The 24,922-nt window shown below is 64.0% G+C and carries 24 protein-coding genes; 11 read left to right on the top strand and 13 right to left on the bottom strand.

What is annotated here, in order from left to right; all coding sequences use genetic code 11:
- Positions 1 to 21: 21 nt before the first annotated feature.
- From AC5JJ6_RS01290 to AC5JJ6_RS01255, 8 genes are all read right to left on the bottom strand, one after another.
- Positions 22 to 222: a hypothetical protein gene (locus tag AC5JJ6_RS01290; protein WP_496040304.1), complete on the bottom strand. Its 201-nt coding sequence runs from the start codon at positions 220 to 222 to the stop codon at positions 22 to 24.
- Positions 219 to 434, bottom strand: coding sequence for a hypothetical protein (locus tag AC5JJ6_RS01285; RefSeq protein WP_496040303.1), 216 nt, complete (start codon positions 432 to 434; stop codon positions 219 to 221). Before AC5JJ6_RS01285 ends, AC5JJ6_RS01290 begins: the two co-directional genes overlap by 4 nt.
- 173 nt (positions 435 to 607) lie before the next feature.
- Positions 608 to 1,474, bottom strand: a complete 867-nt coding sequence (locus AC5JJ6_RS01280) for an ABC transporter permease (protein ID WP_496040302.1) — start codon at positions 1,472 to 1,474, stop codon at positions 608 to 610.
- Complete coding sequence (locus tag AC5JJ6_RS01275; protein WP_496040301.1) at positions 1,422 to 2,186, bottom strand: ABC transporter ATP-binding protein; 765 nt, start codon at positions 2,184 to 2,186, stop codon at positions 1,422 to 1,424. The genes AC5JJ6_RS01280 and AC5JJ6_RS01275 overlap by 53 nt, the downstream gene beginning before the upstream one ends.
- Positions 2,187 to 3,515 (bottom strand): substrate-binding domain-containing protein, encoded by a 1,329-nt coding sequence (locus tag AC5JJ6_RS01270; RefSeq protein ID WP_496040300.1) that lies wholly within the window; start codon positions 3,513 to 3,515, stop codon positions 2,187 to 2,189.
- A gap of 55 nt (positions 3,516 to 3,570) precedes the next feature.
- Positions 3,571 to 4,569 (bottom strand): ABC transporter substrate-binding protein, encoded by a 999-nt coding sequence (locus AC5JJ6_RS01265; RefSeq protein WP_496040299.1) that lies wholly within the window; start codon positions 4,567 to 4,569, stop codon positions 3,571 to 3,573.
- Positions 4,570 to 5,157: 588 nt separating this feature from the next.
- Complete coding sequence (locus AC5JJ6_RS01260) at positions 5,158 to 5,769, bottom strand: glutathione S-transferase family protein (RefSeq protein ID WP_496040298.1); 612 nt, start codon at positions 5,767 to 5,769, stop codon at positions 5,158 to 5,160.
- Positions 5,770 to 5,947: 178 nt separating this feature from the next.
- Complete coding sequence (locus tag AC5JJ6_RS01255; RefSeq protein WP_496040297.1) at positions 5,948 to 6,445, bottom strand: hypothetical protein; 498 nt, start codon at positions 6,443 to 6,445, stop codon at positions 5,948 to 5,950.
- A gap of 548 nt (positions 6,446 to 6,993) precedes the next feature.
- Between AC5JJ6_RS01255 and AC5JJ6_RS01250 the strand changes: the two genes are divergently transcribed.
- Positions 6,994 to 7,791, top strand: a complete 798-nt coding sequence (locus AC5JJ6_RS01250; protein ID WP_496040296.1) for a methyltransferase domain-containing protein — start codon at positions 6,994 to 6,996, stop codon at positions 7,789 to 7,791.
- Between the two features lie 69 nt (positions 7,792 to 7,860).
- On the opposite strand, the gene AC5JJ6_RS01245 is transcribed toward AC5JJ6_RS01250, so the two are convergent.
- Positions 7,861 to 8,886: a carbon-nitrogen hydrolase family protein gene (locus AC5JJ6_RS01245; RefSeq protein WP_496040295.1), complete on the bottom strand. Its 1,026-nt coding sequence runs from the start codon at positions 8,884 to 8,886 to the stop codon at positions 7,861 to 7,863.
- A gap of 612 nt (positions 8,887 to 9,498) precedes the next feature.
- Between AC5JJ6_RS01245 and recD2 the strand changes: the two genes are divergently transcribed.
- From recD2 to AC5JJ6_RS01220, 5 genes are all read left to right on the top strand, one after another.
- Complete coding sequence (gene recD2 / locus AC5JJ6_RS01240) at positions 9,499 to 11,679, top strand: SF1B family DNA helicase RecD2 (protein ID WP_496040294.1); 2,181 nt, start codon at positions 9,499 to 9,501, stop codon at positions 11,677 to 11,679.
- 138 nt (positions 11,680 to 11,817) lie between these two features.
- Complete coding sequence (locus AC5JJ6_RS01235) at positions 11,818 to 12,453, top strand: hypothetical protein (RefSeq protein WP_496040293.1); 636 nt, start codon at positions 11,818 to 11,820, stop codon at positions 12,451 to 12,453.
- 395 nt (positions 12,454 to 12,848) lie between these two features.
- Complete coding sequence (locus AC5JJ6_RS01230) at positions 12,849 to 13,805, top strand: LysR substrate-binding domain-containing protein (RefSeq protein ID WP_496040292.1); 957 nt, start codon at positions 12,849 to 12,851, stop codon at positions 13,803 to 13,805.
- A 757-nt stretch (positions 13,806 to 14,562) separates the two neighbouring features.
- Complete coding sequence (locus tag AC5JJ6_RS01225; protein ID WP_496040291.1) at positions 14,563 to 15,195, top strand: transglycosylase SLT domain-containing protein; 633 nt, start codon at positions 14,563 to 14,565, stop codon at positions 15,193 to 15,195.
- Between the two features lie 31 nt (positions 15,196 to 15,226).
- On the top strand, positions 15,227 to 15,901 hold the full coding sequence (locus tag AC5JJ6_RS01220; RefSeq protein WP_496040290.1) for a hypothetical protein: 675 nt from the start codon (positions 15,227 to 15,229) through the stop codon (positions 15,899 to 15,901).
- A gap of 412 nt (positions 15,902 to 16,313) precedes the next feature.
- Here the strand turns inward: AC5JJ6_RS01220 and AC5JJ6_RS01215 are convergent, their stop codons facing one another.
- Positions 16,314 to 17,066 carry a DinB family protein gene (locus tag AC5JJ6_RS01215; protein WP_496040289.1) on the bottom strand — a complete coding sequence of 251 codons (753 nt, stop codon included), beginning with the start codon at positions 17,064 to 17,066 and terminating at the stop codon, positions 16,314 to 16,316.
- Between the two features lie 160 nt (positions 17,067 to 17,226).
- Here AC5JJ6_RS01215 and AC5JJ6_RS01210 point away from each other — a divergent pair, with 160 nt between their 5' ends.
- A complete protein-coding gene (locus tag AC5JJ6_RS01210; protein WP_496040288.1) occupies positions 17,227 to 18,249 on the top strand; it encodes a LysR substrate-binding domain-containing protein in 1,023 nt (340 codons plus the stop codon).
- A 155-nt stretch (positions 18,250 to 18,404) separates the two neighbouring features.
- Here the strand turns inward: AC5JJ6_RS01210 and AC5JJ6_RS01205 are convergent, their stop codons facing one another.
- From AC5JJ6_RS01205 to AC5JJ6_RS01195, 3 genes are read right to left on the bottom strand one after another with little or no spacing between them, the layout of a single operon-like run.
- Positions 18,405 to 18,794, bottom strand: a complete 390-nt coding sequence (locus AC5JJ6_RS01205) for a hypothetical protein (protein ID WP_496040287.1) — start codon at positions 18,792 to 18,794, stop codon at positions 18,405 to 18,407.
- Positions 18,791 to 20,146, bottom strand: a complete 1,356-nt coding sequence (locus tag AC5JJ6_RS01200; RefSeq protein ID WP_496040286.1) for a recombinase family protein — start codon at positions 20,144 to 20,146, stop codon at positions 18,791 to 18,793. Before AC5JJ6_RS01200 ends, AC5JJ6_RS01205 begins: the two co-directional genes overlap by 4 nt.
- Complete coding sequence (locus AC5JJ6_RS01195; RefSeq protein ID WP_496040285.1) at positions 20,143 to 20,646, bottom strand: DUF2924 domain-containing protein; 504 nt, start codon at positions 20,644 to 20,646, stop codon at positions 20,143 to 20,145. The genes AC5JJ6_RS01200 and AC5JJ6_RS01195 overlap by 4 nt, the downstream gene beginning before the upstream one ends.
- A 606-nt stretch (positions 20,647 to 21,252) precedes the next feature.
- Between AC5JJ6_RS01195 and AC5JJ6_RS01190 the strand changes: the two genes are divergently transcribed.
- The 4 genes from AC5JJ6_RS01190 to AC5JJ6_RS01175 all read left to right on the top strand — a co-directional run.
- On the top strand, positions 21,253 to 22,092 hold the full coding sequence (locus AC5JJ6_RS01190) for a hypothetical protein (RefSeq protein ID WP_496040284.1): 840 nt from the start codon (positions 21,253 to 21,255) through the stop codon (positions 22,090 to 22,092).
- Positions 22,093 to 22,193: 101 nt separating this feature from the next.
- A complete protein-coding gene (locus AC5JJ6_RS01185; RefSeq protein ID WP_496040283.1) occupies positions 22,194 to 22,466 on the top strand; it encodes a helix-turn-helix domain-containing protein in 273 nt (90 codons plus the stop codon).
- Positions 22,463 to 22,705, top strand: coding sequence for a helix-turn-helix transcriptional regulator (locus AC5JJ6_RS01180; protein WP_496040282.1), 243 nt, complete (start codon positions 22,463 to 22,465; stop codon positions 22,703 to 22,705). The genes AC5JJ6_RS01185 and AC5JJ6_RS01180 overlap by 4 nt, the downstream gene beginning before the upstream one ends.
- A gap of 165 nt (positions 22,706 to 22,870) precedes the next feature.
- On the top strand, positions 22,871 to 24,922 hold a 2,052-nt coding region (locus tag AC5JJ6_RS01175), incomplete at its 3' end, for a DUF3987 domain-containing protein (RefSeq protein ID WP_496040281.1).

Here is a 24,922-nt window from a genome sequence, read left to right as displayed (position 1 = left end):
CCTCTACCGCAGCCGGCTGTCTCATCGAACCGTGCCGCACCCCAGATGCGGCCGATCCGCCTGCGTAGATCGGCTTCCTGCCTCGGCACGGCTTTGGGCGGCGGGGATCGCGCGCAGCCAGGCGTAGAAGCCGCTCACGCTCGCACCGACCATCCGGCACAGTGTGGCCACGGCGTGGTTCGCCCGCTCGGCCGGCACGAACGCGTACTTCGTCCCGTTCATCCGCTTTGCGGTTGAGCTCCCTTGGCGAAAAAAGCCGCCGCCTTGCAGAGGATTTCCACCTCCTCTTCGAGCCGCTTCACCTCGCGCTTCAGTCGCTGCGCTTCCGCCTGCTCCGCCTTGCGGGCGGCCAGTGCCTCAGCCGAGCCGGCCGCCAGAGGCTCGGTGCGCCACTGGCTGAGCTGCCCAGTGCCGATACCGAGCTCCGTCGCCACCCCCGACAGCCCTTTCCGCCGTCAAGCAGCCGCTTCACCGCCTGCGCCTTGAACTCCCTCGTGAAGCTCCGTCGGGTTCGCCTCTCCGCCATCCTTCCCTCCTGGGGTGCCTGGGTTCGTTAGCAAACCCTCCAGCTCCACGGGGGAAGTCCACATACGGCAGGTTACAGTTTCTAATGCTCTAGTGGCCTGCGACGCGTGGAATGTCGTGCTGACCAAGTTGCCGCTGGTACGCTAAGGAGCCGGGCAAGCTCCTCACGACGACGCTCAATCGCTCGCGCGGCGAAATCGAAGAGCAGCGCCAAAGCCGCTATGCCGAACGCCGCGCCGATCGCCCGCGATGTGTTGTAGAGACTGCCGGCACGCAGGATCAGGTGGCCGAGACCCTGGTCCGAGGAGATGAACTCACCAACAAATGCGCCCAGCAGGCACAGACTGGTGTTCAACCGCATGGAGCTGAGGATCCCGTCCAGGGAACCGGGGACGATGACCTTGACGAACACCTCCCGTTCCGTCGCCCGCATCGCCCTCAGAATATCGAGTGTGTCTTTGGCGACCGCGTCAGCGCCTCTAACGGCTTGTGTGAAGGAGATGAAGAACGTCGTGATAGCGGCAAGCGCGATCTTGAGCCAAAGCCCAACGCCGAACCAGACAATCATTAGCGGCGCGAATGCCAACACAGGCATGGAGCCGATCATGGTGATCGTCGGCCGGAGAACCGCCGACACCCGCTTGTCATACCAGCACGCCAGCCCGAGCAGCGATCCGCCGAGGGTCCCCAGGATAAGCCCAGAAAGCGCTTCGAAGCCCGTAATTAGAAAATGATAAATAAAGTTCTCGAAAGCAATCATTAAATAAAGCTCGCGCACGACAGCAAAGGGCGAGCCAATGAAGAAGACAAGTCCCGGGTCAAAGCGGCCTATCGCTTCCCAACCGACCGCGATGACGAGCACTGAAATTATGTACGTCACCGAGGCGCTCTGCATCTCATTCGAGCCTTTTCCAAATTCGGTGAAAGAGGTCTTTGAAGTGATCGCCATTCCTGCACTTCACTGCGTCGACCCCCTCCTCTCCGAGCGTGACCGGAAATATCTCCAAAATCTCGGCCGGACCGCGCGACAGCACGATGATTCGGTCCGCCAGAAAGATCGCTTCCTCCAGGTTGTGCGTAACCATGATGAGGGTCAGCCCGAGGCCGGTGCATCGGCTCTTGAACTCGGTCAGCAGACCCAGGCGGGACACAAAATCAATTGCGGAGAAGGGCTCGTCGCAAAACAGGATACTCGGCCGTCTCGCAAGCGCCGAAATCAGTGTTACCTTTTGGCGCATGCCGCCGGACAGGTGGTGCCAGCTGTGAGCTTCGAACCCGCGCAGATTGAAGCGATCGAACTCTGCAAGCACGCCGTCAACCGCCGCCCGGTTGAGTTCCCCCCGCAGCTCCAGCCCAAGCGCAGCGTTCTGTAGTGCCGTCCTCCAGGGCAACATTTGTGCCGACTGAGGAATGAATGCGATCCCCTCGTCAACGCGCCGTGTGTTCCGCTCAATCCGGCCGGAGCTGGGTTGTTCAAGGCCGAGGAGGAGGCGGAGCAACGTTGTTTTCCCGCACCCGCTGGGGCCGATAATTACCAGGGACTCGCCCCGCCTGACCTCAAAGCTCAGATCACGTAGCACGGACAGCGGAGCTGAAGCGGTATCGAAGGTGTGAGAAACCCGATCGCAGAGGATGTCGATCTCAGTCGTCTCGGAAGCCATTCAAGTGTCCTGACCCAATTGCGTCAAAATGTCCTGTATGAAGACGCTGAGCAGGAGACCGGCGGCGACGCTCGCCCACAGCTCCGGTATCGCCCGCATATGAGCTAGAACCGCTCCTACGAGACCCAAGAGGTAGAAGCTGCCAAGCACAATAGCTCGTCGGTCCATTCGCTTGCGTTTCCTAAAATGCATCGAAAAACCGAACAAGCTGAGGACAAAAGCCGAAAAAAGAATGATGTCAATGCCGAGGAAACCGCCGAGCACCCCGCCAAGGGCTACGCAGAAAGCACAAAGGAGAGCGATGGGACCTGGTTTCAAAGTCGCCCGCGTCGGCCTCTCGCCCGTCAAACGTATATCGTAATGCCGGCCGATCTCCGTCTTCATCGCCGTTAAGGCAAACACGCTATATGGCGTCACGAGCTGGTCGTAGGCGTGCGCGATCGGCTCAGACAAACTCTCATCAAACTCAAGGTGACGCGATTCGATAGAGGCGCGACTCGCTGATGCCCATTGAGTCCTCTGCACGGCAATGTTGACAGAGAAGACTAGTGCGGCATTGGCAGCCGCCAGGGCGGCGGTGATCGCCTCCCGCGACTCGTTGAACCGATCGCGCGCAAAATCGATGATGTCATCAAGTTCGAATCGAACGGCAATGAGCGCTCGCTGCAGGGCACGTAGGAGATTATGCGTGAAGTCTTTATTCTGACCGATAAAGTCGCTGCGTGCTAGAAGTGCGGTGACCATAACGTCGTGATATTCCGCAGTTGAGGCAAGCGGCAGGACAATCTGCATTCGCCCAGGAGAGCGGGCAGCATTGATGGCGGTGATGATGTCCGGCGAGAGCGCGATCGAATTCTGGTATCGGGCTAGTGCGATGAACTCCTGCCCGGGGGCAACCTTTACGATCCGGTCGGTGTCACCGGCCACGATGCGTCGCGCGATCCCATAGGTCGTCGTGCCCTCCTCGTAACAGATAACGCGCTCGAATCGCGCGAGCTCACCGAGAGAGGTAGCTGGCGGTGCCTCCTTATCGATCGCCCAGATTGCAGCATTCGTGATCAGGTTGGCTAACACGCCAATTCTTGCACGGTCCTCCTCCGGCCGCTGGTAGATCAGCATAGCGTCGCACACGGCGAAGTGAACTTCCTGCTCGCCGGGCTGGTCGGACAGCAGCATCGCAAGCGCGCCCGCGTCAGAGCGCGGCGATGCAAGTATTATCTCAACGTCATGCGTGGCAGGGTCGATGTACCCAAAGAAACCTTTGCTATGAGCATAATAAAGAGGGAGATAAAGGAAATGGTTTGCCATAATTGCTATTTGTACACGCATCACTGTTCGACCTCCTCGTACGCCACCGGCGCGGGAGCCATGCCGACTGGCTCGGTCATTGAAGTCTGCAGGCGCGGACAGCCTGTTCAGCGAAGGTGTTGTCGACGTAGCGGTCAATGGCGGCAGCCGCCCGCAAGTCGCCGGCGCGCAGGCGGAGCTCGAGCGCTTTTTCCCAGGCGCTCGGGCTGATCGGGGCGACCGTGGGAATAATGCGCGCCTCGAGAACCCGCGTAAGTGCGTCCCGGGCCACCTGCGACGGAATGTCGGGAAAGCGCCGGACTAGGATTTGTAGCGTCTGGTCTGGGCGTGCATGAATGTAGTCGAGGGCCTTCTGGAGGGCGCAAACGATGTCCCTCACCGTACTGGGATTGTCCCTAATGAAGGTCGGCGTCGTCACAAGACCTGTTGTGGCGAACTCGCCGTATTGGCTAGCAAGGCTGTAGACGACGCGAGCATTCTGCTCGCGGACCGCTGTCGACACATTCGGCTCGAGCTCGAGCGCTATGTCGGCTTGCCGGGCGCGCAGGATGGGCAGGAGCGCGCCGAAGGCACCCTGGCGAATCGCGGGCTCCAGTCGTCCGCTGCGGAACATGTCCGCCTGCAAGGTGTAGGCAGTGGAAGGCGCTGGAAACGTCGCTACGGTGTAACCGCGTAACTGCTCGGGCCTGCTGATCGTGGGAATGTTAGTGCTCAGGGCGATGCCCCAGAAGGGCACGCCACTGACGATTGAAGAGACAACACGTCCCGGCTGCCCCTGCTGGTCGGAGATTGCGATGAAGGTGGGATCTCCCACGCCAAATTGGGCGGAGCCCCCAACAACAGCCGACCAAACTTTGTCGTCGCCGCCAGCGCTGGTGATTTCAACCGTTAGGCCCTGCTGTTCAAAGAAGCCAGCATCTTTAGCTACGTAGAGTGGGGCATACAGAAAGAAGTCGGCGACCTGCGCGATTGTGATGCTCCTGCTTTGGGTGCCGGAAAGAGACGCGGAGTAGTACCAGTAGCTTCCACTGAGCAGGACAACGATAAGCAGCAGTCCATACAGAAGCCGCTTCAAAATGGCCTCCCGAGCGCTTGTTTCAGGCTAAGGTGAAGGGAGCGTTATCTTATGGCAAGCCCCCAAGATGTGTGCAGCGCTTAGTAGGAGACGCTCGGGCGGCCTTCTCATGTTCGGGCTCCTCGCTCCAGCTCGAACCCAATGATCTTTGGCGCAGGCGTCCTGTATGCTGACGAGGAGTGTGGCCTGAGCCGAATGGATCTCAGCCGCCGCCCAGAGAATTTCATTCCCCGGTTCCCATCGCTGCTCCAGTCGGTCTCCTCACAACTTGTCTCTCGTGACCAGACCAACGCGCTGAGGCGCAGGTTTGGCCTAGGTTTCTGCGGTGACCTTGATGGTGCGACTTCGGAACGGAGGCGGTTTTTCTCTCCGAAATGCCGGAGACTCTCCGGACCTTGAGGGTAGGGTGATTTAACCCTCAAGCTTTACTGCATTGAGATCGCACGATTTTCGGGCGGGATACTGGCGGCTTATTCAGCGTGGCGACCGCCTGCCGGTCGAAGCTGTGGGCCAATATCCTTTCTCCGTCTCCAAGCTCTTGTCCCTTGCGAGGTGCCGACGGACTACCCGCGTCCGTCAGCCAAGCACCTATCCAAGGCTTAGGCCTTCGAAGGCGGAACGACTGGTGCAGCGCGTCAGCCAGTCATCGACCCGTGGATACGGCGAAAGGTCGAACTTTGCCGGCCGCTGCCAGTCGAGCACCGCGGCGAGGTTCAGGTCGGCAACGGTAAAGCGGTCGTCGAGCAGCCAGGATCGGGCCGACAAATGCCGCTCCAACACGTTCAGCGGCCGTTCCATGTCGCTGCGGGCCTTGGCGATGGTCTCGTCATCCACTGTGCGGATCCCGAGGGCATTTATTATAAGCGTCAGCAGTGGCTTCTCCAGTTCCGCGACCGCCCAAAAGGTCCACTGGACTACCAAAGCTTCCTCCTCGGGAGAGCGCGGCACCAAGGCGCTCCCGTCGCCATATTTCCGGGCTAGATAAAGGTTGATCGCCATGGATTCAAACAGCGCGAAGCCGTTGTCCTCCATAGCCGGGATGCGGCCGTTCGGGTTTACTCGCAGCAGTTCCGGCATCTCGCGTGCGACGCGGTAATGCACGGGCACAAGCTCATGCGGCACGCCGAGTTCGCGCGCTAACCAGAGGCAGCGCGCCGTACGCGATTGTGGAATGCCATAGATCCTCACCGGATCCGCCATATTCTTCCTCCCTCGATTTATCGCAGCGCACCCGTTTCGGCCTGACACTGGGAGGGTGTTGGCGCTGGCGCATTCGTGCCGCCAGCTAGCTCTGGACCATAGCTACGGTCTGTCCGATCTTGGGTGTGCACTCTTTAGTTGTGGAGAGCGGCGACACAGTGTCGCCCCGGCCGGTCTTTCAGGGCAGCCTAAACTCCCCCGTGTTGCGATTGCAGACGCGCAACACCCCAAGCTCCAGGGCCGGGATAGGCGCAATAGGCTGGAAGGCTATCTCACCGGAGATGCCTTTGTAGCGGCCCGTGCCGCCGACTAGGGCACCGCTGCCACGTCCTGCCTCGACGGTCCAGCGTATCAGGAGCCGGTCCTCGCCGGTTTCGGCCCACTCGCAGTAGCCCCGGCCCTCTAATAAGGCGCCGCCCAGAGACGCAAGTGTCCCGACGCAGCGCGTAGCGGAGTTATTGAAGGCGCTGTTGGACTCGTTCGCGCGAGTGATGCCACGGAATTGGAGAGACTGGACACGGTAGGCAGATGCGCTCTCAATGACAGACACGTCGGCCACGTAGCAGTGCGTCACGTCGATGCGGCCGGTCGTCTGCTGAGCCTGGGCGGCAACGTCTGCTGCAAGGCAGTAGCCGCTCAGAAGGACAGCAAGGACCGCCGGGCGGGGAATAGTCATGGGTGTTTTCCTCCCTGGTCGCGCCAGAGCCTGCGACTGTCACTTGGGGAGTGCCATCCAGGCCCGGTGCCTGGATTAGGTGCCATCCGGATCGAGCTCAGCGATCACAGCTGAGTGACGGGATCAGCGTCTATCAGGCCTTGGTGGGGTTGAGCCGAGCACGGCCAACTAGCGTAACCTGGGCAAGGCTCTTACCCGAGATAACTCCCGCTTAGCCTGGGTGGGATGTGTCGACCGCCGGCCGGTTGGAGTTACGGACGAGACCGGTGTGTCTGCCCTCAAGCTGTTGTTCCTTCCGGAGCCCTGGTAGAATGCCCGACCCCGGCGTATCTCCCGCTATCACCGGAGATAGTGGAGCGCGTAGTGGCCCTACGCCGACCGAGCCGCCGGGCGAAATCACACAGTGGACAGTCGCCGCCAGACCTGCGCACGAGTGCTAGTAGATAGCGCCTGGCGAATGGTACTTACGTCTAAGTGATGGCCTCTGCTCGTCCTGCCCGGTAGGTGATCGCATAAGCAGCGGGCTGCGAATCCAAATTTGGGAGGAGATGTCCTTGAGCAACCACGACGCGGCGGCTCGGCGGCACTCCCCAGCCTCTTACTCGCGGTATACGGGCGCGATCATGGCGCCTTGGACCGACGACCTGATCGCGCAAGCCCGATGCAGGGACGGGGACCGGGTTCTAGACGTAGCGTGCGGAACCGGCCTTGTAGCGAGCCGGGTCAGACCGGCCAGCGGCGCGCGATGCATGGTCACCGGCGTCGACATCAACGAAGGCATGCTGGAGATAGCGCGGCAGATTGAAGGAATTGAGTGGGTACACGGAGACGCGTCGAAGTTGCCGTTTCTGGACAGCAGCTTTGACGCCGTGCTTTGCCAGCAGGGGCTCCAATACTTCCCCGACCGTGCCGGAGCCGTGAGAGAAATGGCGCGAGTCCTCTCGCCCGGCGGGAGGCTATCCGTCGCTGTTTGGGGGGCGCTGGAGCGACAGCCCTTCTACGTCGCCTTGACGGACGGGCTGGCTGCCTACCTACCGGCACACAAGGACGCCTACGCTCTGGCTTTCTCACTCAACACGGCTGAGGAACTGCGCACATTGGCTACAAACGCTGGTCTGCAGGATGTGCGGGTCCGCTTCGAGCATAGGACAATCCGCTACCCCGACCTCAGGGAGTTCGTCGGCGGCTTCATGCAGGGAACCGCGATCTCCGCAGCGTTTATGGCTCTGCCGGAGGAGAGGCGGGGTGCGTTCGTGGATCACGTCACCGCACTGCTCGCAGGCTACGTGGACGACGGGGGCATGGCCCTACCGCTGGAGAACCACTTCCTTACTGCTACACGGTGACTACCGCCCCCTTTCACCGGATTGTCTTGCACCATTGAACCGTGGGTATCTTCCGTCAGGAACCCACCACTAAATTTGCTCCAGAGGCTCGTTTCCGCTTTCCCGCATGTCCTCCGGCCGGTGCACGCTTTGACCGGCCATGAGTAGTGGCGCCAGGACCCGCTCAATCGGTTGGCCGTCCACCCGCACCTCAAACACATCCCGGCGCGCGTAGTGCCCGGCCACATCGCAGACGGCCTTCGCCGCCGCGACCGCCTCCAGGGACACGTCGGCCAGGAGGATCGTCTCGCCCTCGGCTGGCCCTGCGATCACCTCGCCCCGAGGGTCAATGATGAGGCTGTCGCCGGTCATGTCCGGGCCGCATAGCGCGCGGAAGCGCTCCGGCACGTCCTCGCGCCGCCGCAGGCCCCCCACGCACAGCACGTAGCAAGCGCCCTGGGCGGCGAAGGCGCGTGAGAGCAGCGTCTGCCGTGGCCAGAGATACCCGCCACGCGGCGCCTCCGTGGGCTCCCAGCCCGGCCACCCGGCGACGTGGACTTGCGTTCCCTGCGCGATCAGCGTGTAGCCCGGCAGCAGCATCATATGCTCGTAGCAACTCAGCGCACTAACCCGCGCATAGGGTCGCTCGTGGACCCGCAGGCCAGACCCGTCGGGGCCGTCACCCCAGATGGTGCGCTCCCGGTGAGTGGGCTTCAGCTTGCGGTGGCGCCCAATAATGGCGCCCTCGCGCCCGCCGATCAGGAGCGCGGTGCACCAGACCGTGCCCAGCGTGCGCGGGTCGCGCTCAACCACGCCGATGGCGACATCGATCCCGGCCTCGTGCGCCGCCCGGCACAGCCTGTCCGTCTCCGGACCAGGGACCTCTATGGCGCTGGCGATGTATTCGGCGCTCGCCCGCCAGAACGCCTCATCCATCGGCGCCCCGAGGAAGAAGGGAAAGCCCGGCAGCCACGCCTCCCCAAAGGCAGCGAGGGTGGCTCCGCGCGCCGCCGCCTCCCGGATTAGCCGGCACGCCTTGTCAGTCGAGGCAGCCGGGTCGAGGAAGGCCGGTGCGGCCTGGACGGCGGCGAGGCGGAAGGTCGGGAAACGGGTCATGCGTGCCTCCTACTTGCTCCCGCTGCCGAACCCACCGTGCCGCCTCGCCTCGCATTGCAGCCCCGGCGGCCTCGGCAAGTCGGTTCCAGAGCCAACGTCGTGGAGCTGAGTGCAGGATGGCGTGTTCCAGCATCTCCGGCGAGGCATCCCGGGCGACCCGCGACAGATCGATCTCGACGGTGGCCAAACGTCGCCAAGGAGCACCGTCGGCCATCAGCTGCTTGGCGAACTTGTGCAGCATGGTCTCCTGGGCCGAGGCGCAGGTGCGATCGGTCGCATGCGCGAAACGGGCGACCCGCATCTCGCCCCGGCGCGCTACGAGGGGGGCGCCCTATGCTGGGTAGGAGCAGCCGCACTTCAAGCCGGCGGGCACCTCTGAGGCACGCATGAGGCGGCCATCCGATGCCTCACCGTAGGGAAGAAGCACGCCGTCCCCGCGCAGGGAGCACTCGGGTGTCCTGGGAAGCCCGCTGCTTTCCATGCGCTCCAGCTTCACCCGGCACCTGGGCTGAGAGCAACAGCATGGGCAGACGCAGCGAGTGGGTGCACGACGCTGGAAGAGCCATATAGAGCGCAGGCGCGACCGAGACCCCAGGAAACGAACGGCCCGGCATGGACGGAACGAACAATGCGGCGGCGCCCTCGACAGAGGTTCTGGCTGGCTTGGTCGAGCGGGTCACCTTCCACAACGCCGAGACCGGCTTTTGCGTCCTGCGGGTCAAGGTGCGCGGGCAGCGGGACCTCATTACCGTGGTCGGCCATGCCGCCCTGATCTCGGCCGGCGAGTTCATCAGCGCCTCGGGTGTGTGGATCAATGACCGCACCCACGGTCTGCAGTTCAAGGCCTCGTTCCTGAAGGCAACAGCGCCGACCACGCTCGAGGGCATGGAGAAGTACCTCGGCTCAGGTATGATCCGTGGCATCGGCCCGGTCTATGCCAAGAAGCTGGTCGCGGCTTTCGGTGAGGCGGTGTTCGACTTGATCGAGCAAGAGCCGGATCGCCTGCGCGAGGTCACGGGCATCGGACCGAAGCGCGCCGCCCGCATTGTCGCCGGTTGGGCGGAGCAAAAGGTGATCCGCGAGATCATGCTGTTCCTGCACTCAAACGGGGTCGGCACCTCCCGCGCGGTCCGCATCTACAAGACCTATGGCTCGGACGCGGTTAGGTTGGTCAGCGAGAACCCTTACCGGCTCGCCCGCGACATCCGAGGCATCGGCTTCCGCACCGCCGACCAGATCGCGGCCAAGCTGGGCATCGAGCCTACGGCCATGATCCGGGTCCGCGCCGGCATCTCCTTCGCTCTGGCTGAGGCCATGGAGGGGGGCCATTGCGGCCTGCCCGAGACGGAGCTGGTCGCCCTCGCACAAGGGCTGCTGGACGTGCCGGAGGCGCTGGTTGGGGAGGCTCTTGGCCTGGAACTTGGAGCGGGTGACGTGGTTGCCGACACGCTGGAAGGGCAGCGCTGCATCTTCCTGGCCGGCCTGTATCGGGCTGAGCGCGAGATCGCCGAACGGCTGCGGCGCCTCAGCTCCGGCGTGCCGCCCTGGCCGGCGATTGACGCTGACAAGGCCATACCTTGGGTGGAGGCGAGGACCGGCTTGACCCTGGCCGAGAGCCAGCAGGCGGCGGTGCGCCTGGCGCTCGCCTCCAAGGTGCTGGTCGTCACCGGCGGCCCAGGTGTGGGCAAGACCACCTTGGTCAACTCGATCCTGAAGATCGTGGCGGCCAAGGGTCCCGAGATCGCGCTTTGTGCCCCGACCGGCCGGGCGGCCAAGCGCCTGTCCGAGAGCACCGGACGGGAGGCCACCACCATCCACCGGCTGCTTGAGGCCGACCCGAAGGAGGGCGGCTTCAAGCGCACCGACCTGCAGCCACTCGACTGTGACCTGCTGGTAGTGGACGAGACCAGCATGGTCGATGTCCCGCTCATGCGGGCGCTGCTGAAGGCTCTGCCGGAGGGGGCAGCCCTGCTGCTGGTCGGCGACGTGGACCAGCTGCCCTCGGTCGGGCCAGGGCAGGTTCTGGCCGACGTGATCGCCTCAGGCGCGGTTCCGGTGGTGCGCCTGACAGAGGTGTTCCGCCAAGCTGCCGGGAGCCGCATCGTAACCAATGCCCACCTGATCAACCGGGGTAAGATGCCAGACCTCACGGCCCAAGAAGGCTCGGACTTCTATTGGGTCGAGGCACCCGATCCTGAAACCGGGGTAGAGAAGCTGCTGGCCGTGGTGCGCGAGCGCATCCCGCGTCGCTTTGGTCTCGACCCGGTGCGGGACGTGCAGGTGCTCTGCCCGATGAACCGCGGCGGGCTCGGGGCGCGGTCGCTTAACATCGAGCTGCAACGGGCGCTGAACCCGCCCGGCGAGGTCCGGGTCGAGCGCTTCGGCTGGACCTTCTGCCCCGGCGACAAAGTGATGCAGATTGCCAACGACCACGAGCGCGAGGTCTACAACGGCGACCTCGGCATCGTACGCCGGATCGACCTCGAGGAGGGCGAGCTGGTCGTCGACTTCGATGGCCGGGAGATCGCCTACGGTTTCGGCGAGCTGGACGAGCTCGTCCTGGCCTACGCCACCACCGTCCACAAGAGCCAGGGCTCGGAGTACCTGGCCGTGGTCATCCCGCTCACCACCCAGCATTACCCCATGCTCCAGCGCAATCTGATCTACACGGCGTTGACCCGGGGCAAGCGGCTGGTGGTGCTGGTGGGCCAGAAGAAGGCACTGTCCATCGCCGTCCGCGGCCAGCAGACCCGGCGTCGCTGGTCGAAACTGAACGAGTGGCTTCATGGCTAGCTGCGCCATAGCCGGTCAGTTCTTGTGGGTCAGGTGCCCATTTGGAGCCTCCGGTCCACGATTTGATGCAATCGACGCTCCTCCGATATGGCGTGGCAGGGCCGCTTCACCCTCGGCGTCCGGGCTGGGAGATTGTTGATGCAGCCACGCATGGATCCCACCCGTTCCCTTCGCTACGAAATGCTGTTTGGTGACGCGTTGCGGCCACTGCTGCCCAAGCTGGGCGAACTCATCTTTTCCGTTTTCCGGGACTGGCCCTACCTCTACGCCAGCGACCCGACAGCGGCAGGGTCTTATCTGACCTCCTATGTCGACGGGAGCAGCCCGGATGCGGCGATCGTAGTCGCCTTCGATGGCGACCTGCCGGTCGGGGCAGCGACATGCCTGCCGATGGTTCAAGCAAGCGCGAACGTGCCGAACGCCTTTGCCGCGTATGGGCTCAACCCGGCCCGGTTTTGCTACTTCGGCGAAGCAGTTCTCCTCGTTGGCTATCGCGGGCGAGGAGCGGGCGTGCGGTTCTTTGAGGAACGCGAAGCGTATGCGCGGGGGCTCGGGCTCGATTTTGCTGCCTTTTGCGCCGTCTCCCGCGATCCTGCCGACCCACGCAAGCCGGCCGGCTATGCGCCCCTCGACGCATTCTGGCGCAGACGCGGCTACATCCCCTACCCGGGTCTGGTCTGCCGGCTCGAGTGGCGCGAAGTCGGCGCGGTGCAGGATACGCCGCACGACCTCTCCGCCTGGCTGAAATCACTCTCAGGGGCGGAGCTATCGTGAAGCCCTGGCGGCCCTATCGGGTTGTGAGAAGCCTGGTCGGGACAGCTGAACCCGACCTAAGGCTACCATCATGCCTGCACGCCTTAGTCCGGTGTTGGTTGGCGAGCACGCATGGCTAGCCAGGGGTCGATGGCGGCGGCTTTGCGCCCATACCGGACGGCCAGCGTCGTTGCCCACCTTCCCGAAATCGGACACCCGTCCTTCGGCACTTTCGACCGGGAGGGGCGGGCAGAGGGCCTCTTAGGCGACCCCCAATGACCTTGCGTGGGGCGCAAACTGTAGCTTGTGCGGCAGGGCCAAGGTCACCCGAACTGACAGACCGAGGCGGATGCATGCCATGTCACTCACCATAAATCGTCCTCGCCTTGGCAATTCCTGCTGGTACCACGGCAGCCATGCCCTCGCTTTCCCTTGCCGGCCTGTCGCTGCGCGACCTCGAATACGCTGTTGCCGTCGCCGAGCTCCGGCATTTCGGGCGCGCCGCCGAGCGTTGTGGCGTCAGCCAAGCCGGCCTGAGCGAGCAGGTGCGCAAGCTCGAAGGCTTGCTTGGGGTCGCGCTGTTCGAGCGTACCTCGCGCCGCATTGCGGTTACTCCTGAGGGCGAACCGCTGCTCCGGCAGGCGCGCGACCTTCTCGACGGTGCCCGAGCGCTGCTGGAGGCAGCGCAGCGCCGTTCCGGGCCGCTGGACGGCCCATTGCGGCTGGGCGCCATCGCCACCCTCGGCCCCTACTACTTACCTGGCTTGCTCCGGGAGGTAAGAGGCGCCTTTCCTCAACTCGAACTTCGGCTGGAGGAGGGGCGCACGGCCGCGTTGCTCGACGCCCTGCAAGCCGGCGAGTTGGACGCTGTTCTGCTGGCCTTGCCAGCTGGCACCGACGGCTTGACTACCGTTCCGTTGTTCTTTGAGCCATTTCTCGCGGCCTTTCCTGCCGAGCACCCGCTGGCCGCCCAATCGGCGCTCACAGCCGCGGACCTCGCCGGCGAGGGTCTTCTGTTGCTGGAGGAGGGGCACTGCCTACGCGATCAGGCTTTGGCTTTGTGCGGTGCCACGGGCGCCGGGCGAGGCTCGCGCCTAGCCAGCAGCCTGGAGATGCTGCGCCATATGGTTGCTGCCGGTGAGGGCTTCACGCTGTTGCCGCTGCTGGCCACGCGGGAGCGGGCCGACCTTGATGGCCTCGTCCGTCACCGCGAGTTCGAGGCTGGGACCATTGGCCGCACCATTGGCCTGGTCTGGCGTGCAACCGATCCCCGGAGCACCGCCTTTCGCCGCTTCGCGCGCTTCCTGGAGGGTACAGCGCCCGTCGGCACGCGTTCTGTTCAGGAGCCGGAGGTGCTCGACGGAGCGGCATGAAACTCTGCAATTCCACAAATGGTTTAGAGCATAAGCGTTCAGCACATCACATAAACGAGAGACTAGTTGCGCCTCTCAGTGACGCATCGCCATTATCGAGTACGTCACGGCAAAAAATCCCTTGTTTTTCAGACCGTTAAAGAGTTTTCGTTTGGATGATATTGTGCCGACCTCGCATCGTCCGGTGCTGCCGATCGGAGGTGAGAGTGCTTCCGATTGGAGTGTCGCAAGGCGCCTTGGCAAGACGGCCGCACAAGACGGGAGCGGAAGCCAAGATGAGCCAAGCAATCAGCGTCATTGAGACTTAGCGGATCATTGTTGCGCTCCGGCTAAGGTAGAGCGCGTTTCCCCACCAAGCCCGTCGGTTTTCCGACAGACACGGTAGTTTTCTTCGAAAGAGCGAGCGGCCCACCGCCGCTGGCAGCGCCCGAGGGCGCGCCTGCTCCAGCCCCGGACCGAGCCCATGACTGACATCAGCTCCCGTGCCGGCATCGCCGGTGCGTGCCCGACGCCTGTGCCCAGCTTTGGACGCCGCCATCGCGTCATCTTCATCCTGGCTCTGCTGTTTGCCCCTCTCGGGCTCGATGGGACCATTCAACACGCTGAGGCTGGCCAGCGGGTCCGGGCTCACGCCGCACCGAGCCGGACTACGGATCGGCATGCCGCAACGCCGACGCCACGGCACAGAACTCCGACGGGGGCAGCTGGGCAGGTGAAGCCTGCCGGCAAGGCTTCTGCTGCGGAGCCTGGTCCCATCGTGCTCACAGCCCTGCAACGGGCCGAGGCGGCGACCGGAACCGATGCGGCGCTGCTCTTTGCCATTGCTCGGCGCGAGAGTGGCTTTGACGCCGGTGCGCGCAGCCGCAGCTCCTCCGCTCGCGGGCTAATGCAGTTCACCAATGCCACGTGGCTTGAGGTGGTGCGCGATTACGGCTCCCGACATGGGCTGACGCAGCATGCGGCCGTCCTCGCCTCGGTGCCTCGCGGCAGCCTGCCAACCGACCGCCGCCTCGTCACCGAGGTGCTGCGCCTGCGCGACAACCCACGCCTTGCATCGGCACTGGCCGCGGAGCGCCTGGAGGGCTGGCGTGGGGCGCTGGAGCGGACACTCGGGCGAGAGGCAAGTGGGACCGACCTGTACCTTGTGCACCTGCTCGGGCCAGCCGGGGCCCGACGCTTCCTTACTGAGCTGGCGCGCGCACCAAGTCAGTCCGCGAGTGCGGTTGTGGGTACGGCCTCCACGGCGAACCGGTCCATCTTCGTCCGCGATGGGCGCGCCCTGAGCTTGCTCGAAGTCTACCGCGACCTCGCTCGTTCGTTGGCAACCGACGCTTCGGACAGCGCAGCCATCCGCCAATCCGCAATGGTCCAGATGGCCGAGGCGCGCTAACGCCGAGGTCCGGATTACAGGAGCAAACCTCATGAGCCGACACGTCCCTGGACCGGTCCTGCATCGCGGCTGGCTGGTCATGGCCGCCGGTCTTGTAGCCACCTTCCTGGCAAGCCTTGGTCCCTCTACAGCGGCAGAGATTGCCCCCCGTCCGGTCGCATTCCGCGTTCCCGGTCAGGTCCGAGCATGGGGCCCCTTCACCTTCGGCATGACTCATGCCGAGGCGCACCGTGCGGCGCTGCGGATTGGCGGCCGGATGGTTCCAGCCACTGGTGCTCCGACGGCTGGCCAACCTATCGCCTACCAGGGACCTGACCAGTTCAAGGCTGGGAGGCATAGTCGCAGCAACCTCGCACTGATCTGGTTCAACGGCGGACAGCTTAGCCGGGTCACAGTGGTGCTGTTTCGGCTGGACCTGCCCAGTGCCGATGCCTGTTTGAGAGCGCATCACACCGCCGCAGCGAGCGTCCTGCCCAGCCGTGGCGCCCCGAAAGGTGCAGTGGAGGTGCTGCGAGACACGCAAGGCGGCTTGGGCGAACCCGGACAGCGCGTGGGTAAAGCAAGCGATGTGGTATGGGCAACGGAGGTGCAGCAGAGCCGGTCCCGCGCCGTTATCGAGACCACCTGGGAGGCGCCGGCAAGTGCCATGCAGGCCGGCGCTGACGAAACCTGCATCGGAACAATGACCTACCTTCCAGCAGCATAACACTGCGCTGGTAGGACAGCTTCGGGTCAGAAGCAGTCGAGCTATGCAGCCACCGGTAACGTCCGCTTCGCTCCTTCAGACACCTGAAAGCTGCTCTTCCGCTTTCGGCCACCACCGGTCACGGCCGCTCAGCGCCCATATCGGCCATCGGCAGAGTGCACCGGGTTCCTCGCAAGCGGACGTAGCGTTTCGAGGTTCGCCGACTTAGAACGGCGGAAATCGGACCCAAGCCCGTTACGTCTCCTTGCATGGGTAGTGCGATCTGCCGACCAGCACTCCGGCAAACAGGGGTAATGGTGCCGCTGGCGGATAGTGCATTCTGGTGGCTGCCCGCAGCGGCCGCTGTCCATCTGCAAACGTTACCCTTGAGCGTTACGCGACGTGGGGCCCACAGGCTGGACGGGATTTCCCGCTACTCCCACAACCCGTCCGGCATTGGCAGGCCGTGCAGGATCTCCGGCGCCAGCGGCGCCCGCACCGCGATCCCGTTGGCACCGGACCACCACAGCAGCTGCCGCGTGTGTTGCGCCGTGTGCCAGACCGAGCGTTCGAGAAAGGCATGCAACGGGTGCGTGCCGTAGAACATCTTGAGCGGCTGGTTGCAGCTGCGGTCCTCCAGCCCGTCCCACCAGGCAGTCACGCCCGCCCGCATCTCGGCGCCATAGGCGAGGATGCTCGGAATGTCGATCGCCTCGGGCGCATCGACATTCGCCACCACGGTCCAATCCTCCAGGCCCTGGGTCACAGTCTGCAGGAAGGCGTCCGGAACCTGGTAGATATGAAAGACCAGGTCACGGATGGTACGCGGCCGCTCAGCCACCGGCCGCCGCGGCAGGGCATCAGGCGGCAGCCGGGCGATGGCCTGGCCTGCGACGTCGAGGATCGCTTGCCAGCGCGCCATCAGCACCGCCGGCGCCAGGCGATCCGTGCTGTGGCTGATGCCGACGAAGTTGGCGACGTCCTCCAGCGACTGGGCGAAGGTGAAGTCCTCGCCGCGCACCACCACCGGCACGCTCCGGGCCCCGATCGAGGCGAGGAAATCCATCGCCGCAGGGTCGACGGCGACGTTGACCGGGCGGAAGGCGACCCCCTTGCGGGTTAGGAATTCCTTGAGCTTCACGCAGCTCGAGCAGCCCGGGGTCCAATACACGCTGATGCCGTCCATGCCGCGTTTCCCATCGTCTGGCCTATGAGGGTCCGCATTCTAGGGACCGCGCCGGCCATGGCTCATTCAATGTCGAGAAGGGGCCTTCGCGAGAAGCGATGGCGGCGGACTGGCCTGTCCCATACCCTTGCCGTGGCCAAGCAGGGGGAGAGGCGCCGGAATGGATCTGCGCCAGCTGAAATATTTTGTCCGGATTGTCGAGCAACGCAGCATGTCTCGCGCCTCGATCGAGCTTGGCGTGGCGCAATCGGCGCTGAGCCTTCAGATCGCAACGCTGGAGACGAGGCTGCGCCGGAAGCTGCTGGAGCGCCGTTCCACCGGCGTGTTCCCGACCGAAGCCGGCCAAGCGTTGTACCGCCACGCCATCGCCATCCTGCGCCAGGTGGAGCGGGCGGAGCGTGACATCGAACACGCCGGCGGCGCGCCGAGCGGCCCGGCCTCCCTCGGCTTGCCCACCGTGATGCAGGACCTGCTGGCGCTGGAGCTATTCGCCGCCGTGCAAGCGCGCCTGCCTGCCGTGTCGCTGCGCCTGCTGGAGGGGATGAGCTACCTGCTCAAGGAGATGGTGCTGCAAGGCCGCCTCGACACGACGGTTACCTACAAGTTCGACGCGACGCCAGGCATGAGCGAACTGCCGCTGTTCCAGGAGACCATCTACTTGGTCTCTCCGGCAACGTCCGGGCTCAGACGCCGCGAGGGCGCGATGCCGCTCGAGGAGACGCTGCGATACCCGCTTGTGCTGTCCAGCGGACAGACGGCGATGCGGCGACTGGTGCAAGCGGGTTTGGCGACCCAGGCACGAGCGCCGAAGGTGCTGGCCGAGATCGACTCCCTGCGCACGCTGCTCGATATCGCCGAGCAAGGGCATGCACACACCATCCTGCCGGCATCGGCGCTGCAGCGACACCTGCGGGGCGATGCGGCCGGTGCGCTGGTACTCAATCCACTTGAAATGTCGCGCCAGGTGCTACTGTCCACCTCCGAGCATTTGCCGCTGGGGCTGGCTGCCACGGCCGTGCATGATCTGCTGCGCGGCGTGATCGAGAATGCACTGAAGCGGAAACGCTGGATTGGCATCCACGCGCCGTCAGAGGCCGGGGCACGGCCCCCCTTGGCTGAGGGCTCGCTCGTTATGTCTGCCTCGCTGCGGGGCCGGCGTACTTCATCATCTGCACCACCGTAGCTGTGAAACGATAAGCCCCCTTCGGGTAGAGCCAGCTGTGCGCTTCATGGACGGGAATGTCGGCTTGCATGCGGCGAGCCCTCGAAAGCCGCCCAGCCGCTTTCGGCCGAGTTCCGTCACCCCAGGTTGCCCTCATAACAGCTGGCTTACGCCTTTCATTCTTTGGTGATTACGAGGCGCTGTTCCAACCAAGCCAACGGCAGCGGTTCCAGCAGCAGCGGCAACCCAAGGCCGGATGAAGCCAAGCCATCCAGGATCGCCTCGACAATATCAGGCGCCAGCAGCGTCAGCCGAAGCAACGTGCCGAGATAGCCACGCTCGATCCGCTCCGCCTCTGCCATCTCGCTGATCGAGGCGTACCGGCCCTCGTCGAGCAGACGCTGGTACCGGAACGCCCTGGCCAGCGCCTTCACCAGCGCCGGGTCAGCTCGTGTAGCCACCGCCGGCTGCCCCTCCTGCGACATCGGCGTCACCACTGTTTTCCGCCCCGACCGACGCCGGATAGTCAACGGCACCCGAACCGTGATGCTGGTGGCCGCGCTCATGCCGCCACACGCTCCGCATTGGGCGCCGCCGCACTGAGATCCCGAACCAAGCTGGCCAGCCCCTCAACCCGTAGCCGAATGTCCGCGCCACCCGGCCCGACCACGACCCGCTCCACCAGCGCCCGCACGATGCGCGCCTGCTCGGCCGGGAACAGCTCGCTCCAAAGCGGGTCCAGCCGCTCCAGCGCGTCTCGGACCTCCATCTCGGTCAGATCCGGTGCTTCGACCCTCGCCGCCAGCCAGGTGCCCACGACGATCTCCGGCTGCCGCAGCAGCGCCCGGACCTGATCGACCACCGCCGCCTCGATCTCAGCAGCCGATACCCGGCGCACGATGCCGTCGCCCTCAGCAGCTGTGTCGCCCTTCAGCACCCGCTGCGCCACGTAATAGCGGTACAGGCGCCCATTCTTTCGGCAATGCGTCGGTGATAGCGCCCGACCGTCAGTGCCGAAGATCAAGCCCTTCAGCAGCGCTGGCGCGTGCTGCCGGTTCTGGGCGGCTCGGGTCCTCGGGCTGACCTGCAGAGTGGCATGGGCCTTGTCCCACAAGGACTGCGGCACGATCGCCTCGTGCTCGCCGGCGTAGACCTGCCCCTTGTGCGTGACCTCGCCGATGTAGGTCCGGAGGTTCAGGATCTTGTAGACATCGCCCTTATCGAGCGGCCGACCCGACTTGCTGGTCACGCCCTCGGCCTGCAGGCGCCGGACCGTCTCAACGCCCGAGCCGGTCTCGACGAAGAGCTCAAACACCCTCCGAACCCGCGCTGCTTCGGCTTCATTGGGCACCAGCTTGCGCGCTACCACGTCATAGCCGAGCGGCACCTTGCCGCCCATCCACATGCCACGAGCACGGGAGGCAGCGAACTTGTCCCGGATCCGCTCGCCGATGACCTCGCGTTCGAACTGCGCGAAGGAGAGCAGGATGTTGAGCGTCAGCCGCCCCATGCTGGTCGTGGTGTTGAAGCTCTGGGTGACCGAGACGAAGGTGACGCCATGCGCCTCCATGGTCTCGACCAGTTTGGCAAAGTCCATCAGCGAGCGGCTGAGGCGGTCGATCTTGTAGACGACGATGACATCAACCTGGCCCTGCTCGATATCGGCTAGCAACCGCCGCAGGGCCGGCCGCTCCAGCGTGCCGCCGGAGAAGCCGCCATCGTCGTAGCGGTCACCAACCAGGACCCAGCCCTCGGCGCGTTGGGAGGCTACGTAGGCCTCGCAGGCGTCGCGCTGGGCGTCAAGGGTGTTGAACTCCTTGTCGAGGCCCTCGTCGGTGCTCTTGCGCGTGTAGACGGCGCAGCGGAGCTTCTTCACCGAGGCGGGCATTGCCTGGTCCGGCAGTTTCCTTCGGCTCATGCGCCCGCCCTCCCCTTCAGCCCGAAGAAGGTCCAGCCGTTCCAGCGCGTGCCGGTGATGTGCCGGGCGATCGCGGACAGGGACCGGTAAGGCCGGCCCTCGTACTCGAAGTCGTCGGCGCGGACAGTGACCACGTGCTGGACACCATCGTATTCGCGGATCAACCGCGTGCCAGGCAGCGGCCGGCTATCGGCTCGGATGCGGCGGAGGACGACGTTGCCGCCGTCCAGCTGCTCGCCAAGGGCCTCTAGCCTCGCCCGGGTTTCGGGCTTCAGACCCCCATAGGCCAGCTCCTGGATGCGGTAGGCGAGCCGGCTCTGGATGTAGGTGCGGCTGAACGGCGGCGGCTCCTTGCCGAACAGCTCGCGCCACTGCTGCTTCAGATGGGCGATGGGTGTGGCCTGAAGGGCAGCCAGGCGGCCCAGGACGTCCGCTGGCAGGATGGCTGCGACAGCAGGAGCCGGCGTCTGGGCGGCCTTCTGGGTGGCTATGCGGGGCATGCGCGTCTCCGGTTGTTCCGGTTGGCATGCACGCTCTGGTCGGCTCGGAAGTGTAGCGAACTCTCTCTTTGGTCACCGGCCTGTGCGGCGTCAGCGGGTTCGACGGAGTGAGCTCTGAGCCGGAGTAAGCCCGTTGCTAGGATGTTGCTGATCTCTTGGAGATGAGGCGGGAGGGACTGGCATCGGCTGGTGCGAAGCATTGGACTTTCGGCCCGTGGTTCGCGCCATACTCCGTCAAGCTGCTTGACAGAAAAACCTGCATACGGCGCTTGGGGCCTTAAGTAGAAAAAGAAGGTATTCAAGAGAACTTCCGGGAAGAGCCGGCATTAAAGCCCATGCCTAGGCGAGTGGCTGTCGGACGGGTCTTCGTAATGCTAGGTCCCCGGGGGCCTGCAGCAGCTTTGATGCGGGACTCGCCGTGTTTTTCCGCGGCGAGTGATGCGTCAGGGGCAGAATGATTTGCTCGGACCCATGCCGGCCTCTCTCCACTCGAAAGCCCATGCTGACGGGTAAGCAAACGCTGGAGGTGTTATGACAACGCCACCGAGAAGGGAAAGAAGGACACCTCCTGAACTCCTAGTCGACCTGCAGGATCCGTTCGGCTGGATGCGGATCGTAGCGGCCATGGGGTGGAATGGCGAACGGCAGAAACTGGATCAGACATTAGCTACATATTCGGCAGAATGGCTTGGCGTTCTACGTGAAGAAGGCAAGCGGCTAAACCAGCCTCTGAATTTGCGCGCACTGAGCCGGAAACTCGGAATCCCACCTGGCGAACTCCTTCGCATGCCGGCATCGGCAGCGTTCTACGCTCGATTCTTTGGTGATCCGAGAGGCGTTGCGGCCAGCCTTGAGGAACGGGTCTTCAACCCAGCAGGACATTACCGTGCAGTGGCGGAGGCTCCTGGTCGAGAACAGCTACTCACGGAGTATGCGCGTGCGATCGAGGGTGGCGCCTACCTCGCGGGCGTTCAGCTTTGCCTCGTTGCAATGATGGCGGAGCATCATCCTGAGGTGCCGGCCTCTCTTAACCGCGCCATCGCCATAATGATCAATGGAGCGATCCTGGGTCCCACTAAGGTTCCGTCAGACCGAAGTTTGTGGTCCGCCTGGACGAAGTGGCGCCATATCGCACCGCTTTGGGCCGCGCACATTGGCGAATTTCAGCATGCTCACACGCCGGGATCCCTGCCGCTCGCAGCAGGGTTCGAGGTGCTACATCAGCCAGCGAAGCTGCAGCGCCTTTTGAGCCATGCGAAGTGGTTTAGTTCATTTGCCGTGGGATTTGTTCCAGAGGGCGCAAAGACGCCACTGATTCCGGTCACCGAGGCTCTTCGGGTCGTTGCCAATGTTCCAGAGATTAGGCCGCCGATGGCACCGCTCCCGCCTGAACTGCTGGCCATAGCAGCTGCATACCGAGCGCCGACACGGAAATTTTTCCCATAATTTCCCTCAACTACTGAAGCACCCCCTTCAGTAGTGAAGGCCATTCTTCAGTAGTTATGCCGACCGGCACCATCCGCCCGTGTTCAACGGAGTGCGGACGCGTGCAGCAATCATCTCACACCAACCAGCAGCAGCTTATCGGCCCAAAGCCGCCCGAGCGCCGGGACGACGCCTACACCATAGAGGGTGCAGGCCAGCGCCTCGGCGGCATCGGCCGGACCACGGTCTATAGCCTCATCGCCTCGGGGCAGCTCGAGGCAATGAAGCTCGGCAGCCGGACTCTGGTCACTGCGGCTTCGATCGAAGCCCTGCTTGCCAGCCTGCCGCGAGTCGCCACTAAAGCCGAACCTCGGCAGAAGGGGACCGCGCGATGAGGGACTCACCGGCACTGGCCGTGGGCGAAGCTCACCATCTGAATCAGATCCACCTGGCTCGCCGCTGGTGTATGTCGCCAAGGACGCTGGAGCGCTGGCGCTATGAGAAGAAGGGGCCGCAATACCTCAAGGTGGGCGGGCGCGTCCTGTACCGCCTTGAGGATATCGAGGCCTTCGAGGCCGCGCAGGTCAGCGAGCCAGCTGGGTTCGATTTATGGCCCGGTTATGGTGACTGCTGATGGACGCCGCATCGGCCGCCGCCATGAGCGATCCGCGGCGGAACCCTTCCTTCCGGCGCCGCTGGCAAGAGCCGGCGGATTACCCGGCGTCCTTAGAGGCGCCAACTCCAACGCCTGAGGTAGCGCTGGAAGCCACTGGCCGCGCCCTGCTCGAACAGTGGCGCCGTGAACGACGGCAACGTGAGGCAAGCGCAAATGACTGAGTTTGCGCATCTCGAGGCTGACCGTAATCAGATCGGTCGCATGATCCGATCACTATTCAAGTACGCAGATCCAGGCGGATTTGTGTCGCTTCGTGGGTTCTACGAGGACAAACAGCGGGTTTTCGAGATCGTCGCCCGCGAGGTGAGCGATGACCTCGAGGGGCTGATCGACGAAGCGACGGCCATGGCGACACGGGCGGCTCGCGCAGAGCAGCCGGTCGTGTTCGCGCCCCCAATCGCCGTGTTCAACAACGGTCGCTCTGCCGCCGAGAACAATCTTCTCCTGGGTTTGGTCCTCAGTGTCGAGTGCGACCAGAACCCTGCTGCAGCACGAGCTCAGCTCGAGTACTTGCTAGGACCCGCCACCATCGTCGTTGCCAGCGGCGGCGAGTGGATTAACCCTGCAACCGGGGAAGCTGAACCCAAGCTGCACCTACACTGGCGGCTTGATGAGCCAACCAGCGACCCTGCGGAGCATAAGAAGCTGAAGCGTGCCCGCGGTCTGGCGACAACTCTTGTGGGTGGTGATCCAACCAGCGTGCCGGCTTCACATCCCATGCGGTGGCCAGGCACATGGCACCGCAAGGGCGCTCCTCGCTTGTCGCAGATCATCCTTGAGACGAGCGCCGACCTCAACCTCAACGAAGCCATTGAGCGACTGGAGGAGGCGGTCGCGGCGAGGGGCGATCGGCCGAGAGCTGCCCACCGAGCAGGGGGCTTCAACTTAGACACCGGCGAAAGCTCTCGGGAGGCGCGGACGACAGCCGAGCTGATCACCGCTATTCGGACCTCGGCGGAGTACCACCGCCCTATAGCCGTGCTTGCTATGCGATCATTGGCGCATGGGGTGCCTGATGCCGATGCTGAAGAGTGGCTGCGCGGAATCATGCTGGCTGTTCCGCAAGAGATCCGCGACGGCACGGATGGCGCCGCAAAGCCTGGCCGCTGGCAAGCTCGGTTTGATGACATCCCTCGTGCGGTTCGAACAGCGCGCGACAAGCTGGGCGAGCGGCCAGCCGCAGGCGCTCAGGCGCCTGTGGGTAACAACGAGGCCTGGCCGGAGCCTATCGACTTTCTCAGCAGTAGTGAAATGACCGGCACGCCGGAGTTAAAGGCTGAGCACGTTCCCCTTGCCATCTGGCCCTTCGTGAAAGACACCGCGGAGCGCATGGGTGTCGACCCTGCCAGCGTCGCATTAGCCGCGCTGGTGTCGCTCGCCAGCGTCACCCATGACGATTTCGTCCTGCAGCCCAAGCGGTTCGATACCACCTGGACAGAGAGCCCCCGCATCTGGGGCGCGATCGTCGGCGATCCATCCGTACTCAAGACCCCGATCATTCGTGCGGCTACCAAGCCGATCGACGCATTGGAGCATGAGGCTCGCTTGCGACATGCCGAGGAGGTTCGCGAACACAAGGCAAAGACGAAGGTTTGGAAGGATAATGGCGGCGACCCGGCCACTGAACCAGAAGCGCCGCAGCAGGAGCGGTACATCGTAGAAGGGACGACGACTGAGGCCTTGTCGGAGGTGCTACGTGACGACCCTCAAGCTAAGCAATATGCGCCGGCAAGCAAGGTGCTCGTCAGGCAGGATGAGATGTCCGAGTTTCTTGCTAATCTTGACCGCTACAAGAGCGGCGGTACAGGCGGTGGTGACCGCGGTGCCTATCTCCGACTCTACAACGGCGGGCGCTACACGATCGATCGAATCCAGCGAGGCACCTTTTCCATCCCAAACTGGTCCGCTACCTTCCTGGGTGGTATCCAGCCGGAGCCGATCCAGCGTATTGCCCAGAACGCTGCTGATGACGGTCTCCTGCAGCGGTTCATCTACGTCGTCCCGGGTCCGCCGAATGAAGGGGCGGATCGCGCGCCAGACCGGCAAGCCTCTGCTCGCTATGAGGCGCTGTTCCCGGTGCTCGCGGAAATGCGACCAGATGAGACCCGCTTCGGGGCTCTTGCCGGTCCGGTCGCGTTGCATCGTGACGCCCACGCTCACCGCGAGGCCATCGAT

This window comes from Skermanella sp. (assembly GCF_059503625.1).
This window is presented reverse-complemented; position numbering and strand designations above follow the sequence as displayed.